Source organism: Allorhizobium pseudoryzae, from assembly GCF_011046245.1.
GTDB lineage: Bacteria > Pseudomonadota > Alphaproteobacteria > Rhizobiales > Rhizobiaceae > Neorhizobium > Neorhizobium pseudoryzae.
The window spans coordinates 3,512,400-3,538,825 of sequence record NZ_CP049241.1 but is presented as its reverse complement, the minus strand read 5'-3'; the positions used below and the strand labels follow the sequence as shown (position 1 = coordinate 3,538,825).

Below are 26,426 nucleotides of genomic sequence, written 5' to 3'. Positions count from 1 at the left end.
TGTCTTCTTGTGGCTTTCGAGAGACGAGAACGGCCGGCCAGCAAAATGCTAGCGAATAATGATCCCGCAGATGGTGCAGAGGGCCGTGTTCATGGGCCAAAGCTTATGGCGCCGAACCGGGATACGGTCAAGGGGAGGGCAAGGCGGAAATGTTCGCCCATCGGCTGCCGGATGAAATATTCATCCGCAGATCTTGCACCACCGCGGTGGCCTATGGCTGCAGCGGGATCTTTGCCTTGGCCGGCATCAGCCCCAGCACCAGCGCGCAGCCGGCAATGATCACCGCCCCGCCGGCGATCTGCATCAGGCTCAACGGTTCGTCGAGCACCAGCGCACCGACCAGCACGGCAACGACCGTCACGGCAAATTCCACGCTGATCGCCCGTGTCGCGCCGATCGAGGAGACGAGGCCGAAATAGAGCACATAGGTCAGCGCGCTCATCAGCCCGGCCAGCGCCACGAGATAAAGGTAATCGATCGGCTGCGGCGCGCCCGGTACCGGAACGACCGCAATCAGTGGGAGCGCGATGAGCCCGCCGGAGAGAAAGGCGCCGATCGTGACCTCCCAGGGCCCGGTGCCGGCGAGGTGGCGGCTGGCATAATTGCTGCCGAAGGCGGCGGAGAAGGTGGAAAACAGCATGGCCGCACAGCCGAGCAGGAAGGTCGGCGTGACCGGAACGGCCGGAAAGCCGACCAGCATCAGGAGCCCGATCGTGCCGAGCGTCAGGCCCAGCACCCGCGCCGGCGTGATTGCCTCAAGCCCCCAAAACCTCGAAATCACCATGGAAAACAGCGGGATGGACGCGACAAAGATCGCCGCCATCGCCGTGCCGATCCGCGGCGTCGCATAGGAAAGCCCGATCAGTTGCCCGGCCACCGTCGTGGCGCCGACGACTACGAGCGGCATGAACCTGGCGGGAAAGACAAGCCGGCGCCGCGTCAGCCGCGCCATCAGGATCAGGATCGCGGCCGCGATAAAGCAGCGGAAGGTGACCGCACCCACCCAGCCGAAGGCCGCCACTACCTTCAGAAGCAGCAGGAAGGAAAAGCCCCAGGCAATGGCAAGGAACAGGTAGGCGGCAAGATCGCGAAGACGCATGAGGGGAAGCTTTAGGTGGTGCCGGGTTCTATTCCGGCAGGCGGTAATCGACGAACTTTTCCTTGCGCACGACGTAGAGCCGGCCGGTCTCCGTCATCTGCTCTGAACAGAGCGGCAGCAGCTTCTCGGCGACCTCGGACGGGTGGGGCAGGGTGGCCGGATCTTCGCCGGGCATGGCCTGCGCCCGCATGGCGGTGCGGGTGGCGCCGGGGTTGACGTTGATGACCCGCAGTTTCGTCTGCTCGGTTTCCGCAGCCCAGGTGCGGCCCAGCATTTCGACGGCCGCCTTGGAGGCCGCATAGGCGCCCCAGAAGGCGCGGGCATCGGTGGCGACGCCGGAGGAGAGCAGCAGCGCACGCCCGGCCTCGGACTTCAGAAGCAGCGGTTCGACCGAGCGGATCAGCCGCCAGGTGGCCGTCACATTGGTCAGCATCACCTTGTCGAACACTTTGGCCTCGATATGGCCGACCGGCGAAATGACACCCAGAATACTGGCATTGGCCACCAGAATGTCGAGCTTGCCCCAGCGCTCGTAGATCGAGGCACCCAGCCGGTCGATGGCGGTCATGTCGGTGAGGTCGAAGGGAACGAGCGTTGCCGTGCCGCCGGCCGCCTGGATCTGGTCATCGAGTTCTTCCAGAGCGCCGACGGTGCGGGCGCAGGCAATCACATGCGCACCGGCTTTGGCGAGCGCCAGTGCCGTGAAATAGCCGATGCCGCGCGAGGCGCCGGTCACCAGCGCGATTTTGCCCGTCAGGTCGATGCTCATCTACTCTCCACCTCTGCCCGGCAGACCTTCGTCCGCCACTCTCCCGACAAGAGGCTCGTTGCCCCTTCCAAAGTTTGTTCGTGCTTGTCACAGGGCATGGCCCGGCGCAAGGGGTTGCGCCGGGATGACGCAGCGACATCGCCCGGCCCTGAAACGCGAAAAGCCCCTCCGCCGGTCGGGCAGAGGGGCTTTTTCGAAGAGACGGGGTCTCAGCCGTTGCTGGCCATGACCGAGATCTTGCGGCCCATCGCCTCGCCATCCTTGTCGAGAAGGCGGGTCGGGTAGTCGCCGGTAAAATAATGGTCGGTGAACTGCGGCCGGGCCGGGTTGCGATCTTCGCCGCCGACGGCGCGGTAAAGCCCGTTGATCGTCAGGAAGGCCAGCGAATCCGCGCCGATATAGCGGCACATGGCTTCCACGCCGTCATACTGGTTGGCGAGCAGCTTTTCCGCGTCCGGCGTGTCGATGCCGTAGAAGTCGGGGAAGAAGATCATCGGCGAGGCGACGCGCAGGTGCACTTCCTTGGCGCCCGCATCGCGGATCATCTGGACGATCTTCAGCGAGGTCGTGCCGCGCACGATCGAATCATCCACCAGGATGACGCGCTTGCCCTCGATCATCGCCCGGTTGGCCGAATGCTTCAGCTTCACGCCGAAGGCGCGGATCTGCTGCGTCGGCTCGATGAAGGTGCGGCCGACATAATGGTTGCGGATGATGCCGTATTCGAAGGGAATGCCGCTTTCCTGCGCATAGCCCAGCGCCGCCGGCGTGCCGCCATCCGGCACCGGCACCACGACATCGCCCTCGACCGGCGATTCCTTTGCCAGGTTGATGCCCATGTTCTTGCGCGCCACATAGACCGAGCGGCCGCCGACGACCGAATCTGGGCGGGCGAAATAGACATATTCGAACAGGCAGAGGCGCTCCGGCTGCACGTTCGGCGCCTTGCGCTCCTCGATCGAGATCGAGCCGTCCGGCTGGATTTCGCAGATGATCACTTCGCCGTTTTCGACGTCACGGATATACTTTGCGCCAATAATGTCGAGCGCACAGGTTTCCGAGCAGAAGATCGGCTTGCCGTCGAGTTCACCCATGACCAGCGGACGGATGCCGGTGGGATCGCGCGCGGCGATCAGCTTGGTGCGGGTGATGCCGAGCATCGAATAACCGCCTTCCATCTGGCGGATGGCATCAATGAAACGGTCGCTGGTATTGGTGTAGCGCGAACGGGCGATCAGGTGCAGCACCACTTCCGTATCGGAGGTGGACTGACAGATGGCGCCCCCGGCAATCAGCTGGCGGCGCAGCGTGAGGCCATTGGTGAAGTTGCCGTTATGGGCCACGGCGATGCCGCCGACTTCCAGTTCGGCAAACAGCGGCTGCACGTTGCGCAGCGCCACTTCGCCGGTGGTGGAATAGCGGGTATGGCCGATCGCCATGGCGCCCGGCAGCTTCGCCAGCGTCGCGGGATTGGTGTAGTGGTCGCCCACCAGGCCCATGTGCTTTTCGGTGTGGAACTGCTTGCCGTCGAAGGATACGATGCCGGCCGCTTCCTGGCCGCGATGCTGGAGCGCGTGCAGACCAAGCGCCGTCAGCGTGGCCGCATCGGGGTGGCCGAGAATGCCAAACACCCCACACTCTTCGTGCAGCGTGTCGCCATCCAGATCGTCGGAAAGGTGTTGCGAAACCAGCTCATACATCATCGCGGGTCCTTGGGCCTCAGGGGCAATGTCAGAAAACGTAAAGAGGCCGGAGGGAAATCCCCGATCCGGCCCGTTCTCGGGCGCTCTATAGCACGAACGCCGTTGCTTGGCTTCCCTTAGAATTGCAACAAAGCGTCAATTATTTGTCACACCTGGCGCCGGTGCGTCATCGGACGGTGCCTGTTCTGTACCAGGCGTGGACGCGGCATCTGGCTTGCCAAGGATGCGCGCCCGGATCTGCGGTTCGATATCGGTCGGAAGCACGGCTTCCAGGCGCCCGACAAGCGTATCGAGGAACGGCTTGGACTTCGACTGGGTGATCCAGGCCGGCTGCTGGCGGATATCAACGAGCCAGTTCCAGAAGGCGACTGCGACGACCAGCAGCAGGATGCCACGCGCGGCGCCAAACAGGAAGCCCAGCGTGCGATCCAGTGCGCCAATGCTGCTGTCGATGATGAAATCGGCAATCCGCGTCGTGATGAAGGTGATCACGATCAGCGCGATGAGGAAGATCACGCCCGCCGAACCGGCAATCGCGATGCGGTGGTCGGCGGTGTATTTTTCGGCATAGGGCAAAAGCAGCGGATAGAGGTAATAGGCCGCGGCAATCGAGCCCACCCAGCTTGCGATCGACAGCACCTCGCGGGAAAAGCCGCGAACCATGGCGAGCACCGCCGAAAACAGGGTGACGCCGAGGACGATGCCGTCGAAGATCGTGATGGGCATGAATGAAAGAACTCCAAGATGACCCAGGTTGACCCGGGAGGACCTGTGGTGGATGGACGGCAAGCGTCTGTTAACGCTGATCCGTCCGTGGCGCTCCTCTTACAACAGGGAAACGGCGGGGGAAAGATCAATCCTCCTCTTGGCCTTTCCCCAGTTTCCTCGCCGATCCGGCGATTTCCACCACCAGATCCGGCAGGCCCTCGATCTCGCTCGATCTTTTTTTGCCGCCTTTCGGAATTTCCGCCGAGGAGGCGGGCAGCATGGCAGAGGAAAAACCGAGCTTTTCGGCCTCCTTCAGCCGCTGCGCCGTCTGCGAAACAGGGCGGACAGCACCGGAGAGGCTTACTTCGCCGAAATAGACCCGCTCGGAGGGGAGGGGCACGTTGGCGAGCGACGAGACAAGTGCTGCGGCGACCGCCACATCCGCTGCCGGCTCGGTGATGCGATAGCCACCGGCGACATTCAGATAGACGTCATGCTGGCCGAGCTTGACGCCGCAATGGGCCTCCAGCACCGCGAGAATCATCGAAAGCCGGGCCGAATCCCAGCCGACCACGGCGCGGCGCGGCGTGCCGAGCGAGGTGGGGGCGACCAGCGCCTGCACCTCCACCAAAACGGGGCGCGTGCCCTCCATGCCGGCGAAGACGGCGGCGCCCGGCGCCTTGGCGTTGCGCTCGCCGAGGAAAAGCTCGGAGGGGTTCGAGACCTCGCGCAGGCCCTTGTCGGACATTTCGAAGACGCCGATCTCGTCGGTCGGTCCGAAGCGGTTCTTCACCGTGCGCAGGATGCGGTAGTGGTGGCCGCGGTCGCCTTCGAAATAAAGCACCGCATCGACCATGTGCTCGACAACGCGCGGGCCGGCGATCTGGCCCTCCTTCGTCACATGGCCGACCAGCACCATGGCGGCCCCCGTCTGCTTGGCAAAGCGGATCATCGCCTGCACGCCGGTGCGCACCTGCGTCACGGTGCCGGGGGCGGAATCGGCCGTGTCGCTCCACAGCGTCTGGATCGAATCGATGATGACCAAATCCGGCCGCTTGCCCTCGGCAAGCGTTGCCAGAATATCCTCGACATTGGTTTCGGCCGCGAGCAGCACGTCGGTATTGGCAGCCCCCAACCGCTGGGCTCTCAGCCGCACCTGCGCCACCGCCTCTTCGCCGGACACATAGATGATGCGGTGGCCTCCACGCGAGAGTGCCGCCGCCGCCTGCATCAAAAGCGTCGATTTGCCAATGCCCGGATCGCCACCGACGAGGACCGCCGAGCCGCGGACGAAGCCGCCGCCGGTCACCCGGTCAAGTTCGCTGATGCCGGTCTGCACGCGGGGTGCTTCCTCGGTCTCGCCGGAGAGCGTGGTGAGGGCCACGGCGCGGCCCTTCTTCGGTGTCTTGCCGGGGCCGCCGCCGATGCCGCCCATCGGATCGTCTTCGACAATCGTGTTCCATTCGCCGCAGCCATCACACTTGCCGGCCCAGCGGGTATGCACCGTGCCGCAGTTCTGGCACACAAATTGGGTCTTGGTTTTTGCCATGAGGAAAAATCAGTCTTCTTGTTGTTCTTCGTCGAAAAGGTCGGCCGAAAGATCCTGGTGGCCGTGCAGGACGCGAAGGATGATCACCTCATCTGGCGTCGTGCGGAAATAGATACAGCGCTTGCGAAAGGGCAGTGCCTTCAGTCCAGGCCGCAAATCATCACGCGACACACCGGGAAAGCCGCTGACTGCGATCCACCCAATTTTGCTCGCCAATTGGCGGACAAAACGGCTCGCGGCAATAATGTCTTTCTCGCCGATATAAACGAAGATATCGACGAGGTCCTGATCTGCGAGGCGGGTGTAGGTCAGCTTTTTCGGTTTAATCGCCGCATCCCCCGCTCGATGACCGAGTCAGCAACGGCATCCGCGCTGTCGAACGGAAGGGTCTCGCCGGCGGCGACCTGGGCGTCAGCGGCATCAATCATTCGCCGCACCTGTTCCTCCTGCTGGTCCAGCAGTGCCAGCCCCGCCCGCACCACATCCTCGGCGCTTCGGTAGGCGCCGGTGCGCAGCTTGGTGTCGATGAAGGCCTGCTCTTCGTCCGTCAGATGGATCTCGGGCATTTCGATCTCCTTTTGTTCTCTTATAGCGCGTTCGTTCCGCGCTGAACAGAGGGCAGCGAAACGACATCAGCCGTCGTCTTCGCCCAGCCAACGTCGCTCGTAACGAAGCCCGAGGCTGGTGAGCAGCTCGTAGCCGATTGTGCCGGCAGCCGCTGCCATCTCGTCGAGAGCGATATTCTGGCCGATGAGTTCGATGTAATCGCCGGCGCGGATAGCATTCTTCGGCAGGTCGGTCACATCGAAGATGGTCAGATCCATGGTGATGCGACCAACGACCGGCACGCGGTGCCCGGCGATGAAGCCGAAGGCGCCGGCGGAAACGGCAGAGCGCAGCGGCACGCCGCTGCCCGACAGAGCGCGCAGATAGCCATCGGCATAGCCGACCGCGGCCACCGCCAGCCGGCTGTCGCGGGCAAGGCGATGCGTGCCGCCATAGCTGACGGTCTCACCGGCCCTGGCCTCGCGGATCTGCACGATGCGCGCCTCGGCGCTTGCCACCGGCCGCATCGGGTTCTCCATGCCGGAGGTGGCCTGCCCGCCATAAAGCGAGATGCCCGGCCGGGTGAGGTCGAAATGATATTGCGGCCCGAGGAAGATGCCGGCCGAGGCGGAGAGGCTGGCCTCTACCCCCTCATAGGCGGCACTCACCTCGCGGAAACGGTCGAGCTGCTGGCGGTTGCTCTCGGCCTCCGGCGTGTCGCCGCTATGAAGATGCGAGAGCACCAGCACCGGCTCGAAACTCGTCGGGCGCGAGACATCGGAAGCCAGCAAAAGTGCCTCCTCCATCGAGAGGCCAAGGCGGTTGAAGCCGGTATCCACCTGCAGTGCGCAAGGGTAAGGACCGCGCTCGGAAAGAACCGACATCCAGAAGGCGAGCTGCTCCTCCGATGCCAGAACCGGCACCAGGTCGTTCGCAAAGAATGTTTCCTCCTGACCCGGCCAGATGCCGAACAGCACGAAGATGCGGGCATCCGGCGCATAGGCGCGCAGCGTCTCGCCTTCGCTGGCGGCGGCGACGAAGAAATCGCGCGCGCCCGCCTCGTAGAGCGTCAGCCCGCAATCCTCGATCCCCAGCCCATAGGCATCCGCCTTGACGACGGCGGCGGTTCTGGCCCTTCCGGAGCGGCGCGCCAGATCCTGCCAATTGTCGGCAAGGGCGGCGAGATCGACGGTGAGACGCAGCGGGGCGTAATCGAAGGGATCGATATCCAGCAGGTCGTCATGTCCGTCAGTCATCAGCCTATCCTTTTTTGTTGATCGGGCGGCGCCGGGGAGGGTCCGGAATCGGGTCATCACACCTTTGGCACACCCACCCTGACCCTATCACTTTTGACCCGCGCGAAAACGACGATCCGGTGAATTCTTTCGGCATGCACAGTCTTTACCAGGTAAATACGGCCATGCTTCTGCGCCATCTGCTCTTTTCCGGCGCTCGCAAAACTGTCACATCGTTTGTCTAAGAGCCGTGCTCTTGCGGCGAGGGAATCGACATCATGCAGCAGCAGACGGCAGTCATCATCGAAGGCGCAACCGTGGTTTTTGCGGACCGCCTGGCGCCCGCCTCGGTGCGGTTCGAGGGCGGCGCAATCACCGCGATCGACGGTGCGCGGGACGGGGCCGAGGTGATCGACGGGCGTGGCCACCTTCTGGCGCCGGCCTTCGTCGATATCCATGGCGATGCCTTCGAGCGGCAGATCATGCCGCGGCCGGGCACCATGCTGCCGGTGGTACCAGCGCTTCTCGAGACGGACCGACAACTGGCGGCCAACGGCATTGCGACCGCCTATCATGCGCTGACGCTCAGCTGGGAGCCGGGGCTCCGCTCGGTGGACAACGGCCGCGCCGTCGTGGCGGGGCTCGATCAATTGGCACCGCGCCTCACCGTCGATAATCGCGTGCAACTACGCTGGGAAACCTTCTGTTTCGAAGCGATCGATCTCATTCGCCAGGCCCTTGCCGGCCCGCGGCTGCCCTCGATCGCCTTCAACGACCATACCTCCATGCTGCTGCTCGATCCCTCCGTGACGCTGCAGGAGCGGCCCTTCGAGCTTGATCCCGCCTATCCGGCGCTCTCTCCGGACAATCCCGTTTTCGCCGACAAAATGGCCGAGCGTGGCAAGCGGGCAAAAATCCCGGCGGCCGAGATGGTGTCGCTGACCCGCTCGATCTGGGAACGCCGGCCTCAAGTGCAGGCCGCAATCGACGAGGTGGCAGCGCTTGGCCGCGCCGCTGGCGCGCCGATGCTCTCGCATGACGACAGCCAGGTGGAGACGCGCGACTTCTACCGCACCCGGGGCGCCCGCATCAGCGAATTCCCGATGAACCGGCGTGTTGCCCAGGCGGCGCGCGAAGCCGGCGATTTCATCGTCTTCGGTGCGCCGAATGCCACGCGCGGCGGCAGCCATCTCGCCTCCATCGGGGCGGCCGATATGATCCGCGAAGGGCTCTGCGATATCCTTGCCTCCGACTATTATTATCCCGCCATGCTGCTGGGTCTCGCCCGGCTGCTGGCCGATGGCGTGGCACCGCTCACGGATCTCTGGCCGCTCGTCTCCGCCAATCCGGCGCGAGCCTCGGGCCTCACCGATCGGGGTGTGATCGAGGTTGGGCGGCGGGCCGATCTGCTGCTGGTCGAGTGGCCGGAGGGCGGTGTCCCCTCCGTGCGCCGCACCTTCGTGGAAGGCCGCGAAGCCTACCGCGCCGTTTCCGCCGGCTCTTAAGGCGCAGACGCGAGCGACAGCGATCACTTTTGTTCAAGACGCAGGCCGCGAGGCAGGCTAACCTCGCGCCATGCACAATGTATCGCAGCAACAGGCCGCCGAGGCGACACCTGTTTCGATGACGGAAAAGACCCGGTTCTGGCGCGACAGGCGTTTTCACGACATGGAATGCCTGACGGCCTCGTTCATCACGCACGAATTTTCCCCGCATTCACATGACACGTTTTCGATCGGCGCGATCGAGAACGGCTGCCAGGTGGCGATGATCCGTGGCGAACGGGAACACACCGGCCCCGGCGCGCTCTACCTCATCAATCCGGGCGAGGTGCATGACGGCCAGCCCGGTGCGCCGGACGGCTATCGCTACCGGATGATTTATCCTGACATGACCGTGCTGACCGAGATCATCGAGGAGATGACGGGACGCGCCTTCCACGGTTCGCCGAGTTTCGCCCGGCAGTTGCTGACCGACCGGCCGCTCGCCGCCGCCTTCAACCGGGCGCATCGGGCGATCGAGGAGGGCACGGCGCTGGAGGGCGAGGAGAGCATGTATGGCGTGCTCGCCACCATGTTTGCCCGCCACGGCAGCGAGATCATCCGCGCGCCCGACTACCAGGAGCCGCTCGCGATGCGCCGGGTGAAGGATTACATCGCCAGCCATTTCGACGAGGAGATCGGGCTTCAGGCGCTGGCGAAGGTGGCGGGCCTCAGCCGCGCCCACATGATCCGCGCCTTCCGCAAACACTATTTCATCACGCCGCACGCCTATCAGACGGATCTGCGCATCCGTCATGCCCGGTGCCTGCTGCGGGCGGGTGCCACGCCGTCGGATACGGCCGCCGCCTGCGGCTTTGCCGATCAGGCACATCTGACACGGCATTTCAAGGCGCGCACGGGTCTGACGCCCGCCGTCTTCCGCGCCGGCTGATCACTTTCCTTCAAGACCCGCTGGGGCGGTGAGGGGTAGAGCCTCCGGCAACAGGAGGCCTTCATGACATCTGATCTTGCCCGCCGCGAATTCCTCGATGGAAACCGCACCATTCTCCCTCTCGTCTTTGCCGCGTTCCCGATCGGTTTCGTCTTCGGCACGGTGGCCGCCGGCAACGGGCTGTCGCCGCTCGAAACCGTGCTGATGAGTGCGCTGGTCTTTGCCGGCGGATCGCAATTCGTCGCCATGGACCTGTGGACCCATCCCGCCGCCTGGAGCGCGCTCGGTCTCGCGGCCCTGCTCGTCAACCTGCGCCACATCCTGATGGGCGCCTCGCTGGAGCGCAGCCTCGGTCTCTTCCGCCCCTGGCAGAAACTGCCGACGCTTCTGGTGATGGCAGACGAGAACTGGGCGCTGGCCGAAGCGCGCGCGCGCCAGCAACCGCTGACGCCCGCCTTCTATCTCGGTCTGGCACTGCCCTTTTATGGCGGCTGGGTGCTCGCAAGCCTCTGTGGCGCTCTGTTCGGCGCGCTTCTCGGGGATGTGGCGATCTACGGGCTCGATTTCGCCTTTCCGGCGGTCTTCATCGTGCTCCTGATGGGCTTCTGGAAGGGTACCGAAACCGGCCTCATCCTCGCCGCCAGCGCTGTTGCTTCGCTGACGGTGCACAGCCTCGTGCCCGGCGCCTGGTACATCGCCGCCGGGGCGCTTGCGGGGCTCGCCGCCGCCTTCATTCCTCTCGGGAGACAGGAGCAGGCGGCATGACGCTCGATCCCGCGACACTCGCCGCCATCCTCGCCATGATGGCCGCCACCGTCTTCACCCGCCTCGTTGGCGCGCTGCTCGTCAACCGGTTCGACCTCTCGCCACGCGTGGAAAAGGCGCTCTCGGCGGTGCCGCCGGCCGTGCTGATGGCCGTCGTCACCCCCACCGCCATCGCCACCGGTCTTGCTGAAACGATCGCCTGCGCCGTGACAGCTCTTGCTGCCCTGCGTTTTTCGCTATTGCCTGCGGCCACGGCAGGCGTCGTCACGGTCGCGGTGTTGAGAGGGGCGGGGCTATAGCGGCTGGTTACTTCGGCGCGGTGCGCACGGGTCGGCGAATTCCGACACTCTGGGTGAGGGCAGGCGCTCGCTTTGCCCCCTCTCCCCGCGTGCGGGGAGAGGGCTGGGGTGAGGGGCTCAAGCGGCTGAAATGATGAGCGCATTGGCCCCTCATCCCGCTGCCGCGACCTTCTCCCCGTTCTGACGGGGAGAAGGGGGATGTGGCGCACTCCCGCCTCACAGAAGCGTGGGGCGCTGTCTGAGAATCAATGTTCCTCGTACTGCGTAAAACTCGGGTCGGCGAGGTCCGCAAAGCGGGTGTATTCCGACTGGAAGGCGAGTTTGACGGTGCCGGTCGGTCCGTGACGCTGCTTGGCGATGATCACGTCCGCCGTACCCTTCACCTTGTCCATCTGCGCTTCCCACTCGCCATATTTCGGATCGTCGGGATCGCGCGGCTCGAGGTTCTTTACGTAGTATTCCTCGCGGAACACGAAGAGCACCACGTCGGCGTCCTGCTCGATCGAGCCGGATTCGCGAAGGTCGGAGAGCTGCGGGCGCTTGTCTTCGCGGCTTTCCACCTGACGGGAGAGCTGCGAGAGCGCGATGATCGGAACGTTGAGTTCCTTGCCGAGCGCCTTCAAGCCCGTGGTGATCTGGGTGACTTCCTGAACGCGGTTTTCGCCGGACTTGCCGGAGCCGGTCATCAGCTGGATATAGTCCACCACCAGCACATCGAGCCCGCGCTGGCGCTTCAGGCGCCGGGCGCGTGCCGAGAGCTGCGCAATCGAGATACCACCGGTCTGGTCGATGAACAGCGGCACCTTCTGCATCATCTGGCTGCAGGCAACGAGCTTTTCGAAATCGGCTTCGGTGATGTCACCGCGGCGGATTTTGGAGGACGAGACTTCCGTCTGCTCGGAGATGATACGGGTTGCCAGCTGTTCGGACGACATTTCGAGCGAATAAAAACCGACGACGCCGCCGTTCTTCGCCTTGAAGGAGCCGTCGGGCAGCACTTCCGGCTCGTAGGATGCGGCGATATTGTAGGCGATGTTTGTGGCAAGCGAGGTCTTGCCCATACCCGGGCGACCGGCGAGCACGATCAAGTCGGACCGCTGCAGGCCGCCCATCTTGGCGTCGAGCGACATGATGCCGGTCGAAATGCCCGACAGATGCCCGTCGCGTTCGAAGGCAGCGCCCGCCATGTCGATCGCCTGGGCGACCGCATCGGCAAACGACTGGAAACCGCCGTCGTAACGACCGGTTTCGGCGAGTTCGAACAGGCGCCGTTCGGTATCCTCGATCTGCGTCTGCGGCGGCATGTCGAGCGGCGCATCATAGGCGATGTTGACCATGTCCTCGCCGATGGTGATCAACGCGCGGCGCAGTGCCAGATCGTAGATCGCCCGGCCATAGTCTTCCGCATTGATGATGGTCACGGCTTCGGCGGCCAGGCGGCCCAGATATTGCGGAATGCTGAGCTCGCCGACCTTCGTATCCGCCGGCAGAAAGTTCTTGATCGTCACCGGATTGGCGATCTTGCCCATGCGGATGATATCGCCCGCCACCTCGAAGATCTTGCGGTGCAGCGGTTCGTGGAAATGCGTCGGCTTCAGGAAGTCCGACACCCGGTAATAGGCATCGTTGTTGACCAGGATCGCACCTAAAAGAGCCTGTTCGGCCTCGAGGTTGTTGGGGGCCTCGCGGTAATGCGGCTCTGCCGGTCCGGCATGGCCCAGCTTGCGCGCTGCTTCATTCATCGTATCGATCCAATCATGCTCTTCATTTTGTGTGGCCCACTCTAGCGATGCGGCGCTCGAAGGCTAGACGCGCAGCCGCAACTCACACCGATTCACAGGCCCAAGGCTCTCTGATTAAAAAACTGCACGGATTTTGAGAATTCCGTTGACGGCGTTCCAGCCCGAATCGGGGAAACCGCGTCCTGAGTATAGCCAAGGCTGGCAAGCGCTGCGAGACCTGGTTGCGGCGAGAAATGCGTTCAGCGCATGGCAGGTGCCGTCGTTGCGCGGTTGAAGGGAGACGGCTGGCGAACTAGATAGCCTCACAACGATTAGGTTACTAATTATCAGTCGGAGTTATCATGTCACGCCAATCCCTGGATGAGCGGCTGTTTGACGAAATCTCGTCCTTCACCCGGCGCCTGCGGTCCGTCTTCGAGGTCTATGCCAGCGAAACCGGCCTGACGCTCACGCGGGCGAGGGCGTTGTTTGCGCTCACCCGCCGCGGTTGCCTGTCGCAGAAGGATCTTGCCCAGGAGTTGGACATCGAGACACCGACGCTGGTGCGCATCCTCGACGGCATGGAGCAGCAGGGGCTGATCGAACGGCGGGCCGCGGCGGACCGGCGCGTCAAGGAAATCCACATGACGGAGGCGGGGCAGGCGGTGGGGGCCGAGGTGCAGGCGCTTGCCATTCACCTGCGCAGCCGGATCGTCGAGGGCATCCCGCCGCAGGATCTGGATGTCGCCTTGCGGGTTCTGCTGCAACTGAACCGGAACTTGTTCGTTGCAGGCGGGAAGGGGGACCCTGAATGAGCACGGTGGACGAAACAGAAACGGCATCCGCACCGAAGCCAAAGGTGCTGCCGCAGCCTATCCCGGTGGAAGAACGGCCGCTCTGGCTGACGCTCGCCTATATCGCCTCCGGCCTCTTGATGTTTTTGACGCAGGGGCTCGGCATGAACATCGTGTCGGCGAATATCTATCAGCTGCAGGGCACCTTCTCCGCCACACTGGCGGAGGTCGCAGCACTTTCGGCCGCCTATATGGCGCCCTATGCCAGCCTGTCGCTCGCCCTCTTCAAGATCCGCGTGCAATACGGCCTGCGTCCCTTTGCCGAACTCAGCATCGCCGCCTTCGTGCTCGCCTCCTGCCTCAACCTCTTCGTCACCGATTTTCATTCCGCGCTCGTCGTGCGCTTCGTCAGCGGCATGGCGGCGGCACCGCTGTCGTCGCTCGGATTCCTCTACATTCTGGAAGCCTTTCCCGTTCAGAAGAAGCTGACGATCGGCCTCAGCATCGCGCTCACCGGAACGCTGCTCGCCGCGCCCGTTGCCCGGATCATCTCGCCCGGCCTGATGGATCTCGACGGTTACACAGCGCTTTATACGATGGAACTGGGGCTGGCGCTCCTTGCCCTTCCGCTGATCTACGTCCTGCCGCTCACCGCCCCGCCGCGGGTCAAGGTGATCGAGCGCACGGATGTCTTCACCTATCTGCTGCTCGCCGTCGGTCTTGGCTGTTTTGCCGTCTTCTTCACGCTCGGCCGCTTCTACTGGTGGTTCGAAACGGAATGGCTCGGCCTGCTTCTGGCCACCTCCGTCGTGTTCCTGACGCTGTTCGTCATGATCGAACTGCGCCGCAGCAATCCGCTGCTCGACCTGCGCTGGATCTTTTCCTGGCCGAACCTGCATCTGGCCGGCGTGCTGATCATCTTTCGTGCGGTGACGGCAGAACAGTCCAGCACCATGGTGGGCTTCCTGCAGCAGATGGGCATGCAGAACGACCAGATGGGGCTGCTCTTCGGCCTGATCCTGCTGGCCTCGATCGCCGGCGGTGCCGTCTGTGCGGTGATGATGGTCCATCAGCGCCCGGGCACGGCGCACATCCTGGCGCTTCTTCTCATTGCAACCGGGGCCTTCCTGGACAGCCAGTCCACCAATCTCAGCCGTCCCGAACAGTTCTATCTCAGCCAGTCGCTGATCGCCTTCGGTGCTGCGCTCTTCCTGCCGCCGGTGATGGCGCGGGGTTTCGGTGCGGCCATCCAGAAGGGCCCACCCTACCTCGTCAACTTCATCGCCATCTTCCTTTTCACCCAGATCAGCGGCTCGGTGATCGCCACCGGCCTGCTCGGCACTTTCGTGACGATCCGTGAAAAGTTTCATTCGAGCGTGCTGGTGGAAAACATCCTGCTGACCGATCCGGATGTGGCAAACCGGGTGGCGCAGCTGTCCGGCGCCTATGCCAAGGTCATGACCGACAAGGTGCTGCTGAATGCCGAGGGGCTGGCGCTGCTCGCCCAGCAGGTGTCCCGCGAAGCTTATGTGCTGGCCTATAACGACACCTTCCTGCTGATCGGCATCGGCACCAGCCTCGCCCTTCTCGGCCTCCTTCTTCACCTCTCCTTTGACCGCCTGCGCGCACGTCTTGCTGAGCGCGCCTCCGCTGACGCGGCCACCGAACACAATCAGGTTTGACATCATGTTCAGAAAGCTTTTTTCCCCCGCCACCCTCATCGTGCTTCTGGTCGGTCTGCTCGGCCTCGGTTTCGTCCTTTATGCCTGGCGCCTGCCGCCCTTTACCAGCAGCGTCGAGATGACCGACAACGCCTATGTGCGCGGATACGTCACGACGCTGAGCCCGCAGGTCAGCGGTTATGTGGTCGAAGTCCCGGTCAAGGATTACCAGAAGGTCAGCCAGGGCGACGTGCTTGTCCGCATCGACGACCGCATCTACCGGCAGAAGCTCGCCCAGGCCGAGGCAACGCTCGACAGCCAGAAGGCGGCGCTTGCCAATTCGCATCAGCAGGAAGTCTCCGGCAAGGCCAACATCGCCTCCAGCGAGGCTGAGGTCAGCAGTGCCGAGGCGGCCCTCACGCAGGCGCAGCTTGCCTCGGAGCGCCAGATGAACCTTACCCGCAGCGGCGTCGGCACCACCAGTCTTCAGGAACAGGCCGCCGCCGAGCTGGAGAAGTCGCGCGCAGCCCTTCGCCAGGCACAGGCCGCGCTGGAAGTCTCCCGCCAGCAGTTGCAGACCATCATCGTCAACCGCGGTTCGCTGGAAGCGGCGGTCGCAAGCGCCGAGGCCTCGGTCGAACTCGCCCGGATCGATCTTGCCAATACGGAAATCCACGCGCCCCGCAGCGGCCGTCTGGGCGAGGTCGGCGTGCGGCTCGGCCAATACGTGACAACCGGAACCCAGCTGATGGCGGTGGTGCCGGATGATGTCTGGGTGATCGCCAACTTCAAGGAAACCCAGCTGCAGGGCATGCGGGTCGGCCAGCCCGTGACGGTGCGCGTGGATGCGCTGGGCGGTCGCGAACTGCAGGGCCACATCGAGCGCTTCTCGCCGGCGGCGGCGTCGGAATTCGCGGTGATCCGCTCCGACAATGCCACGGGCAACTTCGTCAAGATCGCCCAGCGCGTCGGTGTGCGCATCCGGCTCGTCGTGCCGAAGGATGCTGCCGATCTTCTGCAGCCCGGCCTGTCGGTGGAGGTGCGCGTCGATAAGGATGCGGCGGTGCGGCCGGTCGGCTGACTTTCATGTCATCATGAGAACTAAAAAACCCGGATCGGCGTGGCCGATCCGGGTTTTTCATGCGGTACGCGCAGAACGCAAGAATTATGCGTCGTCGCCGTCTTCGTCGTCCGGGTTGAAGAAGTCTTCCGGACGCAGGGCATCTTCGTCCACGCCGTAGATGGCATCGACGGAGTTGAGGTTTTCACCCTTGGCCTGACGCTCGGCTTCTTCAGCAGAACGGGCAACGTTGAGAGCGATTTCGATTTCGACTTCGGCATGCAGGTGCAGGGTGACGTTGTGCAGACCGATCGACTTGATCGGGTTGTTCAGGTCAACCTGGTTGCGGCTGATGTTGAAGCCTTCGGCAGCCAGAGCTTCCATGATGTCGCGAGCAGCAACCGAACCGTAGAGCTGGCCGGTTTCGCCGGCAGCGCGAACCACGATGAAGGACTTGCCTTCGAGGGCTTCGGCAACCTTCTGGGCTTCCGACTTGCGCTCCAGGTTCCGGGCTTCGAGCGTGGCGCGCTCGGCTTCGAAACGGGTCTTGTTGGCAGCGTTGGCGCGCAGTGCCTTGCCCTGCGGCAGCAGGAAGTTACGTGCGTAACCGTCGCGAACCTTGACGACTTCGCCCATCTGGCCAAGCTTGGCGATGCGCTCGAGAAGAATGACGTCCATTGTCTTTGTCCTTTCAGATCAATTCGGAGTGTCGTTGGAACTGGTGTCGTTGGATTTCTGTCCGCGGGCGGGCGTCAGGGCGATCGTCCGGCGGGTGTCGGTGAGGCCGATGACGATGATCGCGAGCATCGGCAGGAAGAGAAGGCTGGAGAGATAGACCAGCACGAGAGCCGGAAAACGCCAGTCCTTGCCCTTCAGGTTGAAGTGCAGCGCGGCGTAACCCGCCATCAGGAAACCGGCGCCGAAGGTGCCGCAGAGCGTGGCGCCGATCATGGCCGGCACGCCGCCCGCAAAGGTCAGAAGAATGCCGGCGAGGAAAATGAAGATCGCATTGCGGTTCATGCGCAGCGCCGACGGCATGTCCTCGCGGGGGCGAAGTGCGCGGCCGCTGCGCGACACGATCCGCACGGCGAAATAGAAGGCTGCAAACAGCAGGAGAACCCAGAGGCCGCCCTGGATCAGCGGCAGCATCAGCACGATCATCGCCTTGGTCTGGGCCAGCGACGCGGCATCCGGCACCATCGACGGGTTCTGGACGTTGAGGTTCTCGACCATGGCATCGACGAGCGCATTGGTGAGATCGGGGCCATAACCGATGATCGCGCCGAGGATGATCACGGCGATCGTCACCAGCCCGCACAGATGCAGAAGGATGTCGGAGATCGGATACCAGGCCATCAGATCGTCCGGACCGCCGAGTTCGGAGGCCGGACGGGCGAGGTTGGCGAGATGCGAGAGCCAGCCGGCCGGGATCAGCGTGAAGATCGCCATCGCCAGCGCAAACATCGGCGAGCCGAGAACAGCGCCGAGCAGCGCGGCGGTCACGATCGCAACGATCGCGGCGCGATTGCCCCAGCCAAGGCCGGCGACGAGAACGGGAAGGGCGGAAGAGGCATAGAGGACGAAGGCGAACGACGGCTGTGCATTCGCGCCCAGCACAAGCAGGGTCGCGGCAATGCCGGCAAGAATGCCGGTGATCAGCACTGTCTGGTTCAATCCGTACACGTCTCGCTGTCCTGCCAGGTCAAGCAGTTAGGGGAGAAGCCTGAATGAAGATCTCAGGCGCTTCATCCCCAACATGGGGTTTTCAAGGGTTCCGATCCGCGCCCACCGCGGAAGGGGAGATGCCGCCGATGACAAACACCGGCGGCAAGCAGTCGATCAGGATACGACGTAGGGCAGCAGGCCGAGGAAGCGGGCGCGCTTGATGGCCTGGGCCAGTTCGCGCTGCTTCTTCTGGGAAACGGCCGTGATGCGGGACGGAACGATCTTGCCGCGCTCGGAAATGTAGCGCTGCAGGAGACGAACGTCCTTGTAGTCGATCTTCGGTGCGTTTGCGCCCGAGAAGGGGCAGGTCTTGCGACGACGGTGGAACGGACGGCGTGCCGGAGCAGAGGATGCGTCAGCCATGGGTAATTCTCCTTGAAGCTCTCGGATTATGCACGATCTTCGCGCGGACGACGCTCGAAGCCGCCTTCACGCGGGCCGCGGTCTTCGCGGGGACCACGGTCCGGACGCGGACCACGATCGCCGAAGTCACGGCGCGGGCCACGGTCGTCGCCATCACGGCGCGGACGGTCGTCACGGTCGCGCTTCTGCATCATGGCAGACGCGCCTTCTTCGTGCTTCTCGACGGCGATCGTCATGTAGCGAAGAACGTCTTCGTTGATGCGCATCTGGCGCTCCATCTCGTGCACGGCAGCGGCCGGTGCGTCGATGTCCATGAGCGCGTAGTGAGCCTTGCGGTTCTTCTTGATGCGGTACGTCAGGGACTTGAGGCCCCAGTTTTCAACGCGCCCGACCTTGCCGCCATTAGCTTCGAGGACACCCTTGTACTGTTCGACGAGGGCATCAACCTGCTGAGCGGACATATCCTGCCGGGCAAGGAATACATGTTCATAAAGAGCCATTACAGCTTGCCTTTCTTGCGGTTGTCTTGGCCCGGTAATCGGCGGCTAAGCCTCAACGACTGGTCTTGGAAGGAGTTTTCACTCCGGCAAGAAAAGCGTTACGATCGAGACGGTCGAGAGCGGAGACACGGGAGGCCGGAACACTTCTTGTTCCTGCGGCTCCGCATGCGGAACCGGCCCTCCGTTCAGCCACCAGCCAGAAGACCGGGCATTTCGAACAGGCGCGCTTATACGCGCATTTCCCCCAAAAGCAAGTCGTGGCGGCTGGAAAAGGCGAAAAACACCCGTCGATCAGCGGATCGAGAGCATCGTCTGTCCATTCTTGACGGTGAAGCTGTAGGTGAGCGACGACGCTTCGTCGATGGTAACGGAGATCGTGTCGCCCGAACCGTTGATGGCGGCCGTCAGCGTACCGTCCTTCACCGAAATCGCCAGATCGGCCTCGCTCAGGCCGCCGAGCGAAAGCGACAGCGGGCCATTGGAAGTTACGGTGTCCTTCCCGCCACCGGTGGTGAAACCGTATTCGGCTAGCGCATCCGTGCCGGAGGTCGTGATTCTGACGGTATCGTTGCCGGCACCGCCGGTCGCGAAGATGCGGTTGCCCTCGAGCGTCAGGCTGTCATTGCCCTCGCCACCGTCCAGCCCGACGATCGTGTCGGCAGAGACCTTCAGCGTGTCGTCGCCCGCGCCGCCCTTGATGTCGAGTGCAAGCTCCGCCTTCAGCTGGATGTCGTCGTTCCCGTCGCCGCCATCGATGGAGCCGATGAAGCTGCCGGCAGCCTTTATCGTGTCATCGCCGTTGCCGGTCGTGACGCCGGAAATGAGGGCGCTTTTGAGGGTGAGCGTGTCGTTTCCTTCGCCGGTATCGAGATTGTAGATGCCGCGGCCCGTCACCGTCAGCTTGTCGTCGCCTTCGGTGCCCGTGCCACCGGTCACGTAACCGATCTGTTCGTCGATATCGGCCGAGCGAGAGGCGTCGTCGCCGCCGAGCGTCAGGATGTCGATGATGCGGGAGAGGGCACGCTGCCCGGCCGTCTGGCCGTTCTCATCGACGCCGTAGGGCATGCGGGGGCCAGATGCGGAGGAAGAAGAGAAAGACGGGTTGGACGGTTTTGCCGCGGAAAACAGCGTATCGACGTAAAGCGATGCATTCGCACTCGTGAAGAAGCTGTTGATCGAGCTCATGAAGGAACGTCCCGGGTGACCCGGCGGATCATCCCACCGGCATCACCTTGATCTTATGCTCGCGAACCCGAAGAAACTCTTAAAGCTTTGCGGCGAAGCCAGCCAGCCGTTTCCCGCAGGACGGTTAGCATTCGGTGAAGGGCGGACCGGCCATGTCCGCCGTCACCCGTCAGACCTGCACGAGCATCACCGTATAGCCGGCATAGACGATCAGCATCAGACCCGCCACGATCCGCCGGACGCCCAGATTGCCGAGCAGCAGGGCCGCAAAGGCAACCGTCACCGCCAGCATGATCGGAACGTCAAACGAGCCGAAGCGCGGATCGACACTGATCGGCTGCAACATCGCCGTGACGCCGAGGATGAACAGGATGTTGAAGATATTGGATCCGATGATGTTGCCGATCATGATGTCGGAATGGCGCTTCATCGCCGACATGATGCCGGTCGCCAGTTCCGGCAGCGAGGTGCCGATGGCAACGACGGTGAGGCCGATCACCGCTTCGGAGACGCCGAAATCACGGGCGAGACTGGTCGAACCGCGCACCAGCAGTTCCGCGCCGATGAAGAGCGTCGCCAGACCGCCGAGGATGAGGAGGGCGGTAAACCCGGGCGTCAGGCTCTCGTGTTTGATGTCATCCGGTTCGAGATCCGCATTGAGCTCCTCCACACGCTGCTTGCCCTGCCAGTAGGTATAGGCGAGGTAGGCGAAGAGGATGACGGCCATCCCAAGGCCCGCCAGCCGGCCGATGACGGAGAACTGCACGAGAACGAGCAGGAGCGCCGAGGCCGCCAGCATCATCCACACGTCGCGTCTCACGCTTTTGTCCCAGTGTGTGATGGGCGAGATCAGCGCGCAGACGCCGATGATCAGAAGGATATTGGCCGCATTCGATCCGACGACATTGCCAAGCGCAATGTCCGAGGAGCCGGAGAGCGCTGCCCGAACGGAGACGAGCAGTTCCGGCATGGAGGTGCCGAAGCCGACAATGACGAGGGACACGATGAGGGTGGGGATGGCAAGGCGCCAGGCGAGCGCGACGCTGCCGCGCAAAAGCCATTCGGCCCCGAAATAAAGTCCCACAAGCCCGCAGGCAACAAACACGATGTCCAGCAGCAAAAGATCCCCCGAGTGTTGAAAGCATGAAGAAGCCTGCCGCAAATGGGAAGCGGATCTTCTTCTTTAAAGATCACGGGGTCTTCAAACTTCGTCTGGCTTTCAACTTTCTGTCGGGCTGCCGCACAATACGGAAGAACAACGCACCGCCGGACCCGGTGAGGGTGCCGGCGGTGCATCGCATATTCCCTTAGATCGGCATCGGGTAACGACGATGGATGTCGGCGATCCCCTTCATGACATCGTCCGAGAGCGTGATGTCGGCGGCGCCGATATTGACCTTCAGCTGGTCCATGGAGGTGGCGCCGATGATGGCGGATGCCATGAACGGCCGCGTCAGGCAGAAGGCGAGCGCCATCTGCGAGGGATCGAGCCCATGGGCCGCGGCAAGCTCCACATAGGCGCGCGTCGCCGGCTCCTGGTGCGAGACCAGACGGCCGCCGATATCGCCGTTGATCGAACCGCGCGAGCCAGCCGGCTTGTCGCCCGACAGATACTTGCCGGACAGAATGCCGCCGGCGAGCGGCGAATAGGCGAGCAGTCCGACATCCTCGTGATGCGACAGCTCCGCCATGTCGAGATCGAAGTGGCGATAGAGCAGGCTGTATTCGTTCTGCACGGTCGCCACCCGCGGCAGGCCGAGCTGCTCGGCGATCGTGAGGAACGTCTGCGTGCCCCAGGTCGTCTCGTTCGACAGGCCGATCGCGCGGATCTTTCCGGCTTTCACGCAGTCGCCCAGCGCTTCCAGCTTCTCGGTGATCTCCGCTCTCGTCTGGGCCTTGTCCTGATTGAAGGGATTGTAGCCCCAGGCGCCGCGGAAATGGAAATGGCCACGGTTCGGCCAGTGGATCTGGTAGAGATCGATGTAATCGGTCTTCAGGCGGCTGAGGCTGGCATCGACCGCCTCGCGGATGGTGTCTGCGGTAATCGGCGCGCCGCCGCGGATATAAGGGCGGCCGGCACCGGCAACCTTGGTGGCGAGCACCACCTTGTCGCGTTTGCCGGTCTTTTCGAACCAGTTGCCGATGAGCCGCTCGGTGTCGGCATAGGTATCCGGCGAAAGCGGCGTGGTGGGATAAAGTTCTGCCGTATCGAAGAAGTTCACGCCGTGATCGAGCGCGTAGTCCATCTGTTGAAAGGCTTCGTCTTCAGTGTTCTGCGAGCCCCAGGTCATGGTGCCGAGGCAGATTTCGGACACGCTGATGTCGGTGCGGCCCAGTGTCTTGTACTTCATGAGGATGTCCCGTCGTGGAAGGATGCGGGGAGAAACGGATGGGTGGCCTTGAAGGCGCTGGCAATGTAGGCCCCTTTCGCTGCGACGCAAGAGCGTCGGCATGGAAAAGCGGGGCGCGCGCATGGCAGGGAATGTCCCGCTCAGGTGCGCATTCTTCTGTTCAAGACCCGGCTCCGGCGGGCCTTCTCGCGGCCCCAAACGGCCCTCGGCCTTGACTTGGCCGGTTAGAATGTGAATGGAGAGGCAAAAAAAGGGAAGGATGATCCCATGAGCATTGCATTCACGTTCCCCGGTCAGGGCAGCCAGGCCGTCGGCATGGGCAAGGATCTCGCCGAGGCCTTTCCGGAAGCCCGTGCGGTTTTCGACGAGGTTGACGAGGCGCTCGGCCAGAAACTGTCCGACATCATGTGGAATGGCCCGGAAGCGGATCTGACGCTGACGGCAAACGCCCAGCCGGCCCTGATGGCCGTCTCCATGGCCGTCATGCGTGTGCTGGAAGCCGGTGGCCTGAAGCTGGCCGACAAGGTTTCCTATGTCGCCGGCCATTCGCTGGGCGAATATTCGGCGCTCTGCGCTGCCGGCACCTTCACGATTGCCGATACCGCCCGTCTTTTGCGAATCCGCGGCAATGCCATGCAGTCGGCCGTACCGGTCGGCGAAGGCGCGATGGCGGCGATCATCGGGCTGGAACATGCCGATGTCGAGGCCGTCTGTGCCGAGGCGAAAGCCGCCGGCGTCTGCCAGATCGCCAATGACAATGGCGGCGGCCAGCTGGTGATTTCCGGTTCCAAGGCCGCTGTCGAACAGGCCGCCGCACTGGCAACGGAAAAGGGCGCCAAGCGCGCCATCATGCTGCCGGTGTCGGCACCCTTCCATTCCGACCTGATGGCGCCCGCGGCCCATGCCATGCGCCATGCGCTCGACCAGGTTGCCAAGCGCAATCCGGTCGTTCCGGTCGTGGCCAATGTGCGTGCCGCACCCGTCATCGACGCCGACGAGATCGCGACCCTGCTTGTCACCCAGGTGACCGGCCAGGTGCGCTGGCGCGAGACGGTGGAATGGTTCGGCGCCAACGGCGTGACGACGCTCTATGAAATCGGTTCCGGCAAGGTCCTGACCGGGCTTGCACGCCGCATCGACAAGACCGTGACCGGCATTGCGGTCAACACGCCGGCGGATATCGAAGCCGCTCTCAAAACTCTTCTCGGTTGAGAACGAAGGGATCTAGACCATGTTTGACTTGACCGGCCGCAAGGCGCTGGTAACCGGTGCCACGGGTGGCATCGGCGAGGAAATCGCCCGCATGCTGCATGCGCAGGGCGCGACGGTGGGCCTGCACGGCACGCGCGCCGAAAAGCTGGAAGCGCTGGCCGCCGAACTCGGCGAGCGCGCGCATGTGTTCCCGGCCAACCTCTCCGACCGTGACCAGGTCAAGGCGCTCGGCGAAAAGGCCGAAGCCGAGCTTGGCGGCGTCGATATTCTCGTCAACAATGCCGGCATTACAAAGGACGGCCTCTTCGTGCGCATGAGCGACGCGGATTGGGATGCGGTCCTCGAAGTGAACCTGACGGCCACCTTCCGCCTGACGCGCGAACTGACCCATCCGATGATGCGCCGCCGTTTTGGCCGCATCATCAACATCACCTCCGTCGTCGGCGTCACCGGCAATCCGGGCCAGGCGAACTACTGCGCCTCGAAGGCCGGCATGATCGGTTTTTCAAAGTCGCTGGCGCAGGAAATCGCCACCCGCAACGTAACCGTCAACTGCATCGCGCCGGGCTTCATCGAAAGCGCGATGACCGGCAAGCTGAACGACAAGCAGAAGGAAGGCATTCTGGGTGCCATTCCGATGAAGCGCATGGGGGCCGGTGCTGACATTGCGAGCGCCGTCGTGTATCTGGCATCGAACGAAGCCGGCTACGTGACGGGACAGACGCTCCACGTCAACGGTGGCATGGCCATGATCTGAGGGATTGCACCCGCTGATGCCGCCGCCGATATTGCCTGTTGGCGGTGGATTAGCGAGTGATTTTCTGGCTTTGCGGCGCGGTGAAACCGTGTTAAGCGGGCCATGACTGTGAACAGTCACCCCGAAGGCTGACCTTCTGGCTGCAGTTTTTTCTGCAGCAATCATGTCGGCGGCTTGTCTCGGGTGAGCGAGTTTGCCCTCGCATCGGCCTGAAAAAGGCGGTAGGGGGTTCCAACAGGGTGCGGATGGCAATTCGTCCATCCGATCAAGATAAAGGTCGAGGAAACCGACATGAGCGATATCGCAGAGCGCGTTAAGAAAATTGTCATTGATCATCTCGGCGTTGACGCCGACAAAGTCGTCGAAGGCGCGAGCTTCATCGATGACCTGGGCGCCGACTCGCTCGACACCGTCGAACTCGTCATGGCATTCGAAGAAGAATTCGGCGTTGAAATTCCGGACGACGCTGCCGACTCGATCCTGACCGTCGGCGATGCCGTCAAGTTCATCGAGAAGGCCCAGGCCTGATTTCGATCGATTGTGGAAGAACCGCCCGTCAGGGCAGGTTCATCAGCGGCCCGGCATGTTCGGGCCGTTTCCGTAATGTGACAGTACATTAGACATGCGGGGTGGGGCGCTGGCATGAGGCGTGTCGTTATCACCGGTACCGGAATGGTATCTCCTCTTGGCTGTGGCACGGAAGTCACCTGGTCGCGCTTGCTCGCCGGCCAGAACGCGGCGCGCCGCGTCACCGACTTCGAAGTTGACGATATCCCCGCCAAGATCGCCTGTCGCATTCCCTTCGGCGACGGCTCCGACGGCACCTTCAATGCCGACGACTGGATGGAGCCGAAGGAACAGCGCAAGGTTGACCCCTTCATCGTCTATGGCATGGCGGCCGCCGACATGGCGCTTGCCGATGCCGGCTGGGCACCTCAGACGGATGAGGACCAGTGCGCCACCGGCGTGCTGATCGGCTCCGGCATCGGCGGTCTCGATGGCATCGTCGAAGCCGGTTACACGCTGCGCGACAAGGGTCCGCGCCGCATCTCGCCCTTCTTCATTCCGGGCCGTCTGATCAACCTCGTCTCCGGGCACGTCTCGATCAAGCACAAGCTGCGCGGCCCCAATCATTCCGTCGTGACGGCCTGCTCCACGGGCGCTCACGCCATCGGTGACGCAAGCCGCCTGATCGCGCTCGGCGATGCAGACGTGATGGTGGCCGGTGGCGCCGAATCGCCGATCTGCCGCATGTCGCTGGCCGGGTTCTCCGCCTGCAAGGCGCTCTCCACCCAGAACAACGATCATCCGGAGAAGGCCTCGCGCCCCTATGACCGCGACCGCGACGGTTTCGTCATGGGGGAGGGCGCCGGCATCGTCGTGCTCGAAGAGCTGGAGCACGCCAAGGCGCGCGGCGCCAAGATCTATGCCGAAGTGGTCGGTTATGGTCTGTCCGGCGACGCCTATCATATCACCGCTCCGTCTGAAGATGGCGATGGCGCCTTCCGCTGCATGACGGCGGCGCTGAAGCGGGCCGGCCTCAATCCGTCGGATCTCGACTATATCAACGCGCACGGCACCTCCACGATGGCCGATACCATCGAACTCGGTGCGGTCGAGCGTCTCGTCGGCAATGCCGCCTCGAAGATCTCCATGTCGTCCACGAAGTCGGCCATCGGTCACCTGCTGGGTGCCGCCGGTGCGGTGGAGGCCATCTTCACGGCTCTTGCGATCCGCGATAATGTCGCCCCGCCGACGCTGAACCTCGACAATCCCGATGTCGAGACGGCGATCGACCTGGTGCCGCACGTGGCGCGCAAGCGGGAGATCAACGTTGCCCTGTCCAATTCCTTCGGTTTTGGCGGCACCAACGCGTCTCTCGTTCTACGCCGTTACGAAGGCTGATGACGAGACGGGTCTGCCGGGCTGATGGCCGGGCTGTCGTCTTCTGAACCCTGTTTTCGCCGCATTGCTTGGCCAAGAACGGCAGT

Annotated in this window: 27 protein-coding genes; 11 read left to right on the top strand and 16 right to left on the bottom strand. The window is 63.3% G+C overall.

What is annotated here, in order from left to right; genetic code table 11:
- Window positions 1–211: 211 nt before the first annotated feature.
- The 8 genes from G6N78_RS17270 to alr form a co-directional block, all read right to left on the bottom strand.
- Window positions 212–1,099, bottom strand: a complete 888-nt coding sequence (locus G6N78_RS17270; protein ID WP_165220780.1) for a DMT family transporter — start codon at window positions 1,097–1,099, stop codon at window positions 212–214.
- A gap of 28 nt (window positions 1,100–1,127) precedes the next feature.
- Window positions 1,128–1,868: an SDR family NAD(P)-dependent oxidoreductase gene (locus G6N78_RS17265; RefSeq protein ID WP_165220777.1), complete on the bottom strand. Its 741-nt coding sequence runs from the start codon at window positions 1,866–1,868 to the stop codon at window positions 1,128–1,130.
- Between the two features lie 209 nt (window positions 1,869–2,077).
- Window positions 2,078–3,568, bottom strand: coding sequence for an amidophosphoribosyltransferase (gene purF / locus G6N78_RS17260; protein WP_165220774.1), 1,491 nt, complete (start codon window positions 3,566–3,568; stop codon window positions 2,078–2,080).
- Between the two features lie 138 nt (window positions 3,569–3,706).
- The gene (locus G6N78_RS17255; protein ID WP_165220771.1) at window positions 3,707–4,297 is read right to left on the bottom strand and encodes a CvpA family protein; all 591 of its coding nucleotides are present in this window, start codon (window positions 4,295–4,297) and stop codon (window positions 3,707–3,709) included.
- 127 nt (window positions 4,298–4,424) lie between these two features.
- Window positions 4,425–5,828, bottom strand: coding sequence for a DNA repair protein RadA (gene radA / locus G6N78_RS17250; protein WP_165220768.1), 1,404 nt, complete (start codon window positions 5,826–5,828; stop codon window positions 4,425–4,427).
- 9 nt (window positions 5,829–5,837) lie between these two features.
- Window positions 5,838–6,089, bottom strand: a complete 252-nt coding sequence (locus G6N78_RS17245; RefSeq protein WP_234905972.1) for a type II toxin-antitoxin system RelE/ParE family toxin — start codon at window positions 6,087–6,089, stop codon at window positions 5,838–5,840.
- 47 nt (window positions 6,090–6,136) lie between these two features.
- On the bottom strand, window positions 6,137–6,394 hold the full coding sequence (locus G6N78_RS17240) for a type II toxin-antitoxin system ParD family antitoxin (protein WP_165220765.1): 258 nt from the start codon (window positions 6,392–6,394) through the stop codon (window positions 6,137–6,139).
- A 66-nt stretch (window positions 6,395–6,460) separates the two neighbouring features.
- Window positions 6,461–7,630 carry an alanine racemase gene (gene alr / locus G6N78_RS17235; protein ID WP_165220762.1) on the bottom strand — a complete coding sequence of 390 codons (1,170 nt, stop codon included), beginning with the start codon at window positions 7,628–7,630 and terminating at the stop codon, window positions 6,461–6,463.
- A 257-nt stretch (window positions 7,631–7,887) separates the two neighbouring features.
- Between alr and G6N78_RS17230 the strand changes: the two genes are divergently transcribed.
- From G6N78_RS17230 to G6N78_RS17215, 4 genes are all read left to right on the top strand, one after another.
- Window positions 7,888–9,114 carry an alpha-D-ribose 1-methylphosphonate 5-triphosphate diphosphatase gene (locus G6N78_RS17230; protein ID WP_165220759.1) on the top strand — a complete coding sequence of 409 codons (1,227 nt, stop codon included), beginning with the start codon at window positions 7,888–7,890 and terminating at the stop codon, window positions 9,112–9,114.
- 70 nt (window positions 9,115–9,184) lie between these two features.
- Window positions 9,185–10,042: an AraC family transcriptional regulator gene (locus G6N78_RS17225; RefSeq protein WP_165220756.1), complete on the top strand. Its 858-nt coding sequence runs from the start codon at window positions 9,185–9,187 to the stop codon at window positions 10,040–10,042.
- A 63-nt stretch (window positions 10,043–10,105) separates the two neighbouring features.
- A complete protein-coding gene (locus tag G6N78_RS17220) occupies window positions 10,106–10,807 on the top strand; it encodes an AzlC family ABC transporter permease (RefSeq protein WP_165220753.1) in 702 nt (233 codons plus the stop codon).
- Window positions 10,804–11,106 (top strand): AzlD family protein, encoded by a 303-nt coding sequence (locus G6N78_RS17215; RefSeq protein WP_165220750.1) that lies wholly within the window; start codon window positions 10,804–10,806, stop codon window positions 11,104–11,106. The genes G6N78_RS17220 and G6N78_RS17215 overlap by 4 nt, the downstream gene beginning before the upstream one ends.
- Before the next feature lie 245 nt (window positions 11,107–11,351).
- Here the strand turns inward: G6N78_RS17215 and G6N78_RS17210 are convergent, their stop codons facing one another.
- The gene (locus G6N78_RS17210) at window positions 11,352–12,848 is read right to left on the bottom strand and encodes a replicative DNA helicase (RefSeq protein ID WP_165220747.1); all 1,497 of its coding nucleotides are present in this window, start codon (window positions 12,846–12,848) and stop codon (window positions 11,352–11,354) included.
- Window positions 12,849–13,189: 341 nt separating this feature from the next.
- Between G6N78_RS17210 and G6N78_RS17205 the strand changes: the two genes are divergently transcribed.
- From G6N78_RS17205 to G6N78_RS17195, 3 genes are read left to right on the top strand one after another with little or no spacing between them, the layout of a single operon-like run.
- Entirely contained in the window at window positions 13,190–13,642 is a 453-nt protein-coding gene (locus G6N78_RS17205; protein WP_165220744.1) for a MarR family winged helix-turn-helix transcriptional regulator, read from the top strand.
- Window positions 13,639–15,303, top strand: coding sequence for an MFS transporter (locus G6N78_RS17200; protein WP_165220741.1), 1,665 nt, complete (start codon window positions 13,639–13,641; stop codon window positions 15,301–15,303). Before G6N78_RS17205 ends, G6N78_RS17200 begins: the two co-directional genes overlap by 4 nt.
- A 4-nt stretch (window positions 15,304–15,307) precedes the next feature.
- Complete coding sequence (locus G6N78_RS17195; RefSeq protein ID WP_165220738.1) at window positions 15,308–16,363, top strand: HlyD family secretion protein; 1,056 nt, start codon at window positions 15,308–15,310, stop codon at window positions 16,361–16,363.
- 84 nt (window positions 16,364–16,447) lie between these two features.
- Here G6N78_RS17195 and rplI read toward each other — a convergent pair whose 3' ends face one another.
- The 7 genes from rplI to G6N78_RS17160 all read right to left on the bottom strand — a co-directional run bounded on the left by rplI (window position 16,448) and on the right by G6N78_RS17160 (window position 22,466).
- A complete protein-coding gene (gene rplI, locus G6N78_RS17190; protein ID WP_165220735.1) occupies window positions 16,448–17,020 on the bottom strand; it encodes a 50S ribosomal protein L9 in 573 nt (190 codons plus the stop codon).
- Between the two features lie 18 nt (window positions 17,021–17,038).
- Window positions 17,039–18,025 carry a DUF2232 domain-containing protein gene (locus tag G6N78_RS17185; RefSeq protein WP_165220732.1) on the bottom strand — a complete coding sequence of 329 codons (987 nt, stop codon included), beginning with the start codon at window positions 18,023–18,025 and terminating at the stop codon, window positions 17,039–17,041.
- Window positions 18,026–18,181: 156 nt separating this feature from the next.
- Window positions 18,182–18,430 (bottom strand): 30S ribosomal protein S18, encoded by a 249-nt coding sequence (gene rpsR, locus G6N78_RS17180; protein WP_143125589.1) that lies wholly within the window; start codon window positions 18,428–18,430, stop codon window positions 18,182–18,184.
- A gap of 26 nt (window positions 18,431–18,456) precedes the next feature.
- A complete protein-coding gene (rpsF, locus tag G6N78_RS17175; protein ID WP_165220729.1) occupies window positions 18,457–18,930 on the bottom strand; it encodes a 30S ribosomal protein S6 in 474 nt (157 codons plus the stop codon).
- A 291-nt stretch (window positions 18,931–19,221) separates the two neighbouring features.
- A complete protein-coding gene (locus tag G6N78_RS17170) occupies window positions 19,222–20,115 on the bottom strand; it encodes a calcium-binding protein (RefSeq protein ID WP_165220726.1) in 894 nt (297 codons plus the stop codon).
- Between the two features lie 169 nt (window positions 20,116–20,284).
- Window positions 20,285–21,235 carry a calcium/sodium antiporter gene (locus G6N78_RS17165; RefSeq protein WP_234905825.1) on the bottom strand — a complete coding sequence of 317 codons (951 nt, stop codon included), beginning with the start codon at window positions 21,233–21,235 and terminating at the stop codon, window positions 20,285–20,287.
- A 187-nt stretch (window positions 21,236–21,422) separates the two neighbouring features.
- Window positions 21,423–22,466: an aldo/keto reductase gene (locus G6N78_RS17160; protein ID WP_165220723.1), complete on the bottom strand. Its 1,044-nt coding sequence runs from the start codon at window positions 22,464–22,466 to the stop codon at window positions 21,423–21,425.
- A gap of 267 nt (window positions 22,467–22,733) precedes the next feature.
- Between G6N78_RS17160 and fabD the strand changes: the two genes are divergently transcribed.
- From fabD to fabF, 4 genes are all read left to right on the top strand, one after another.
- Window positions 22,734–23,678 (top strand): ACP S-malonyltransferase, encoded by a 945-nt coding sequence (gene fabD / locus G6N78_RS17155; protein WP_165220720.1) that lies wholly within the window; start codon window positions 22,734–22,736, stop codon window positions 23,676–23,678.
- 19 nt (window positions 23,679–23,697) lie between these two features.
- On the top strand, window positions 23,698–24,435 hold the full coding sequence (gene fabG / locus G6N78_RS17150; protein WP_165220717.1) for a 3-oxoacyl-[acyl-carrier-protein] reductase: 738 nt from the start codon (window positions 23,698–23,700) through the stop codon (window positions 24,433–24,435).
- 291 nt (window positions 24,436–24,726) lie between these two features.
- A complete protein-coding gene (locus tag G6N78_RS17145; protein WP_003502080.1) occupies window positions 24,727–24,963 on the top strand; it encodes an acyl carrier protein in 237 nt (78 codons plus the stop codon).
- 114 nt (window positions 24,964–25,077) lie between these two features.
- Complete coding sequence (gene fabF / locus G6N78_RS17140) at window positions 25,078–26,340, top strand: beta-ketoacyl-ACP synthase II (protein WP_165220714.1); 1,263 nt, start codon at window positions 25,078–25,080, stop codon at window positions 26,338–26,340.
- Window positions 26,341–26,426 lie beyond the last annotated feature (86 nt).

Bases quoted from the DNA above. Each gene is read 5' to 3' on its own strand.
- G6N78_RS17270 (WP_165220780.1), bottom strand. From the start codon at position 1,099: ATGCGTCTTCGCGATCTTGCCGCCTACCTGTTCCTTGCCATTGCCTGG.
- G6N78_RS17265 (WP_165220777.1), bottom strand. From the start codon at position 1,868: ATGAGCATCGACCTGACGGGCAAAATCGCGCTGGTGACCGGCGCCTCG.
- purF (WP_165220774.1), bottom strand. From the start codon at position 3,568: ATGTATGAGCTGGTTTCGCAACACCTTTCCGACGATCTGGATGGCGAC.
- G6N78_RS17255 (WP_165220771.1), bottom strand. From the start codon at position 4,297: ATGCCCATCACGATCTTCGACGGCATCGTCCTCGGCGTCACCCTGTTT.
- radA (WP_165220768.1), bottom strand. From the start codon at position 5,828: ATGGCAAAAACCAAGACCCAATTTGTGTGCCAGAACTGCGGCACGGTG.
- G6N78_RS17240 (WP_165220765.1), bottom strand. From the start codon at position 6,394: ATGCCCGAGATCCATCTGACGGACGAAGAGCAGGCCTTCATCGACACC.
- alr (WP_165220762.1), bottom strand. From the start codon at position 7,630: ATGACTGACGGACATGACGACCTGCTGGATATCGATCCCTTCGATTAC.
- G6N78_RS17230 (WP_165220759.1), top strand. From the start codon at position 7,888: ATGCAGCAGCAGACGGCAGTCATCATCGAAGGCGCAACCGTGGTTTTT.
- G6N78_RS17225 (WP_165220756.1), top strand. From the start codon at position 9,185: ATGCACAATGTATCGCAGCAACAGGCCGCCGAGGCGACACCTGTTTCG.
- G6N78_RS17220 (WP_165220753.1), top strand. From the start codon at position 10,106: ATGACATCTGATCTTGCCCGCCGCGAATTCCTCGATGGAAACCGCACC.
- G6N78_RS17215 (WP_165220750.1), top strand. From the start codon at position 10,804: ATGACGCTCGATCCCGCGACACTCGCCGCCATCCTCGCCATGATGGCC.
- G6N78_RS17210 (WP_165220747.1), bottom strand. From the start codon at position 12,848: ATGAATGAAGCAGCGCGCAAGCTGGGCCATGCCGGACCGGCAGAGCCG.
- G6N78_RS17205 (WP_165220744.1), top strand. From the start codon at position 13,190: ATGTCACGCCAATCCCTGGATGAGCGGCTGTTTGACGAAATCTCGTCC.
- G6N78_RS17200 (WP_165220741.1), top strand. From the start codon at position 13,639: ATGAGCACGGTGGACGAAACAGAAACGGCATCCGCACCGAAGCCAAAG.
- G6N78_RS17195 (WP_165220738.1), top strand. From the start codon at position 15,308: ATGTTCAGAAAGCTTTTTTCCCCCGCCACCCTCATCGTGCTTCTGGTC.
- rplI (WP_165220735.1), bottom strand. From the start codon at position 17,020: ATGGACGTCATTCTTCTCGAGCGCATCGCCAAGCTTGGCCAGATGGGC.
- rpsR (WP_143125589.1), bottom strand. From the start codon at position 18,430: ATGGCTGACGCATCCTCTGCTCCGGCACGCCGTCCGTTCCACCGTCGT.
- rpsF (WP_165220729.1), bottom strand. From the start codon at position 18,930: ATGGCTCTTTATGAACATGTATTCCTTGCCCGGCAGGATATGTCCGCT.
- G6N78_RS17170 (WP_165220726.1), bottom strand. From the start codon at position 20,115: ATGAGCTCGATCAACAGCTTCTTCACGAGTGCGAATGCATCGCTTTAC.
- G6N78_RS17160 (WP_165220723.1), bottom strand. From the start codon at position 22,466: ATGAAGTACAAGACACTGGGCCGCACCGACATCAGCGTGTCCGAAATC.
- fabD (WP_165220720.1), top strand. From the start codon at position 22,734: ATGAGCATTGCATTCACGTTCCCCGGTCAGGGCAGCCAGGCCGTCGGC.
- fabG (WP_165220717.1), top strand. From the start codon at position 23,698: ATGTTTGACTTGACCGGCCGCAAGGCGCTGGTAACCGGTGCCACGGGT.
- G6N78_RS17145 (WP_003502080.1), top strand. From the start codon at position 24,727: ATGAGCGATATCGCAGAGCGCGTTAAGAAAATTGTCATTGATCATCTC.
- fabF (WP_165220714.1), top strand. From the start codon at position 25,078: ATGAGGCGTGTCGTTATCACCGGTACCGGAATGGTATCTCCTCTTGGC.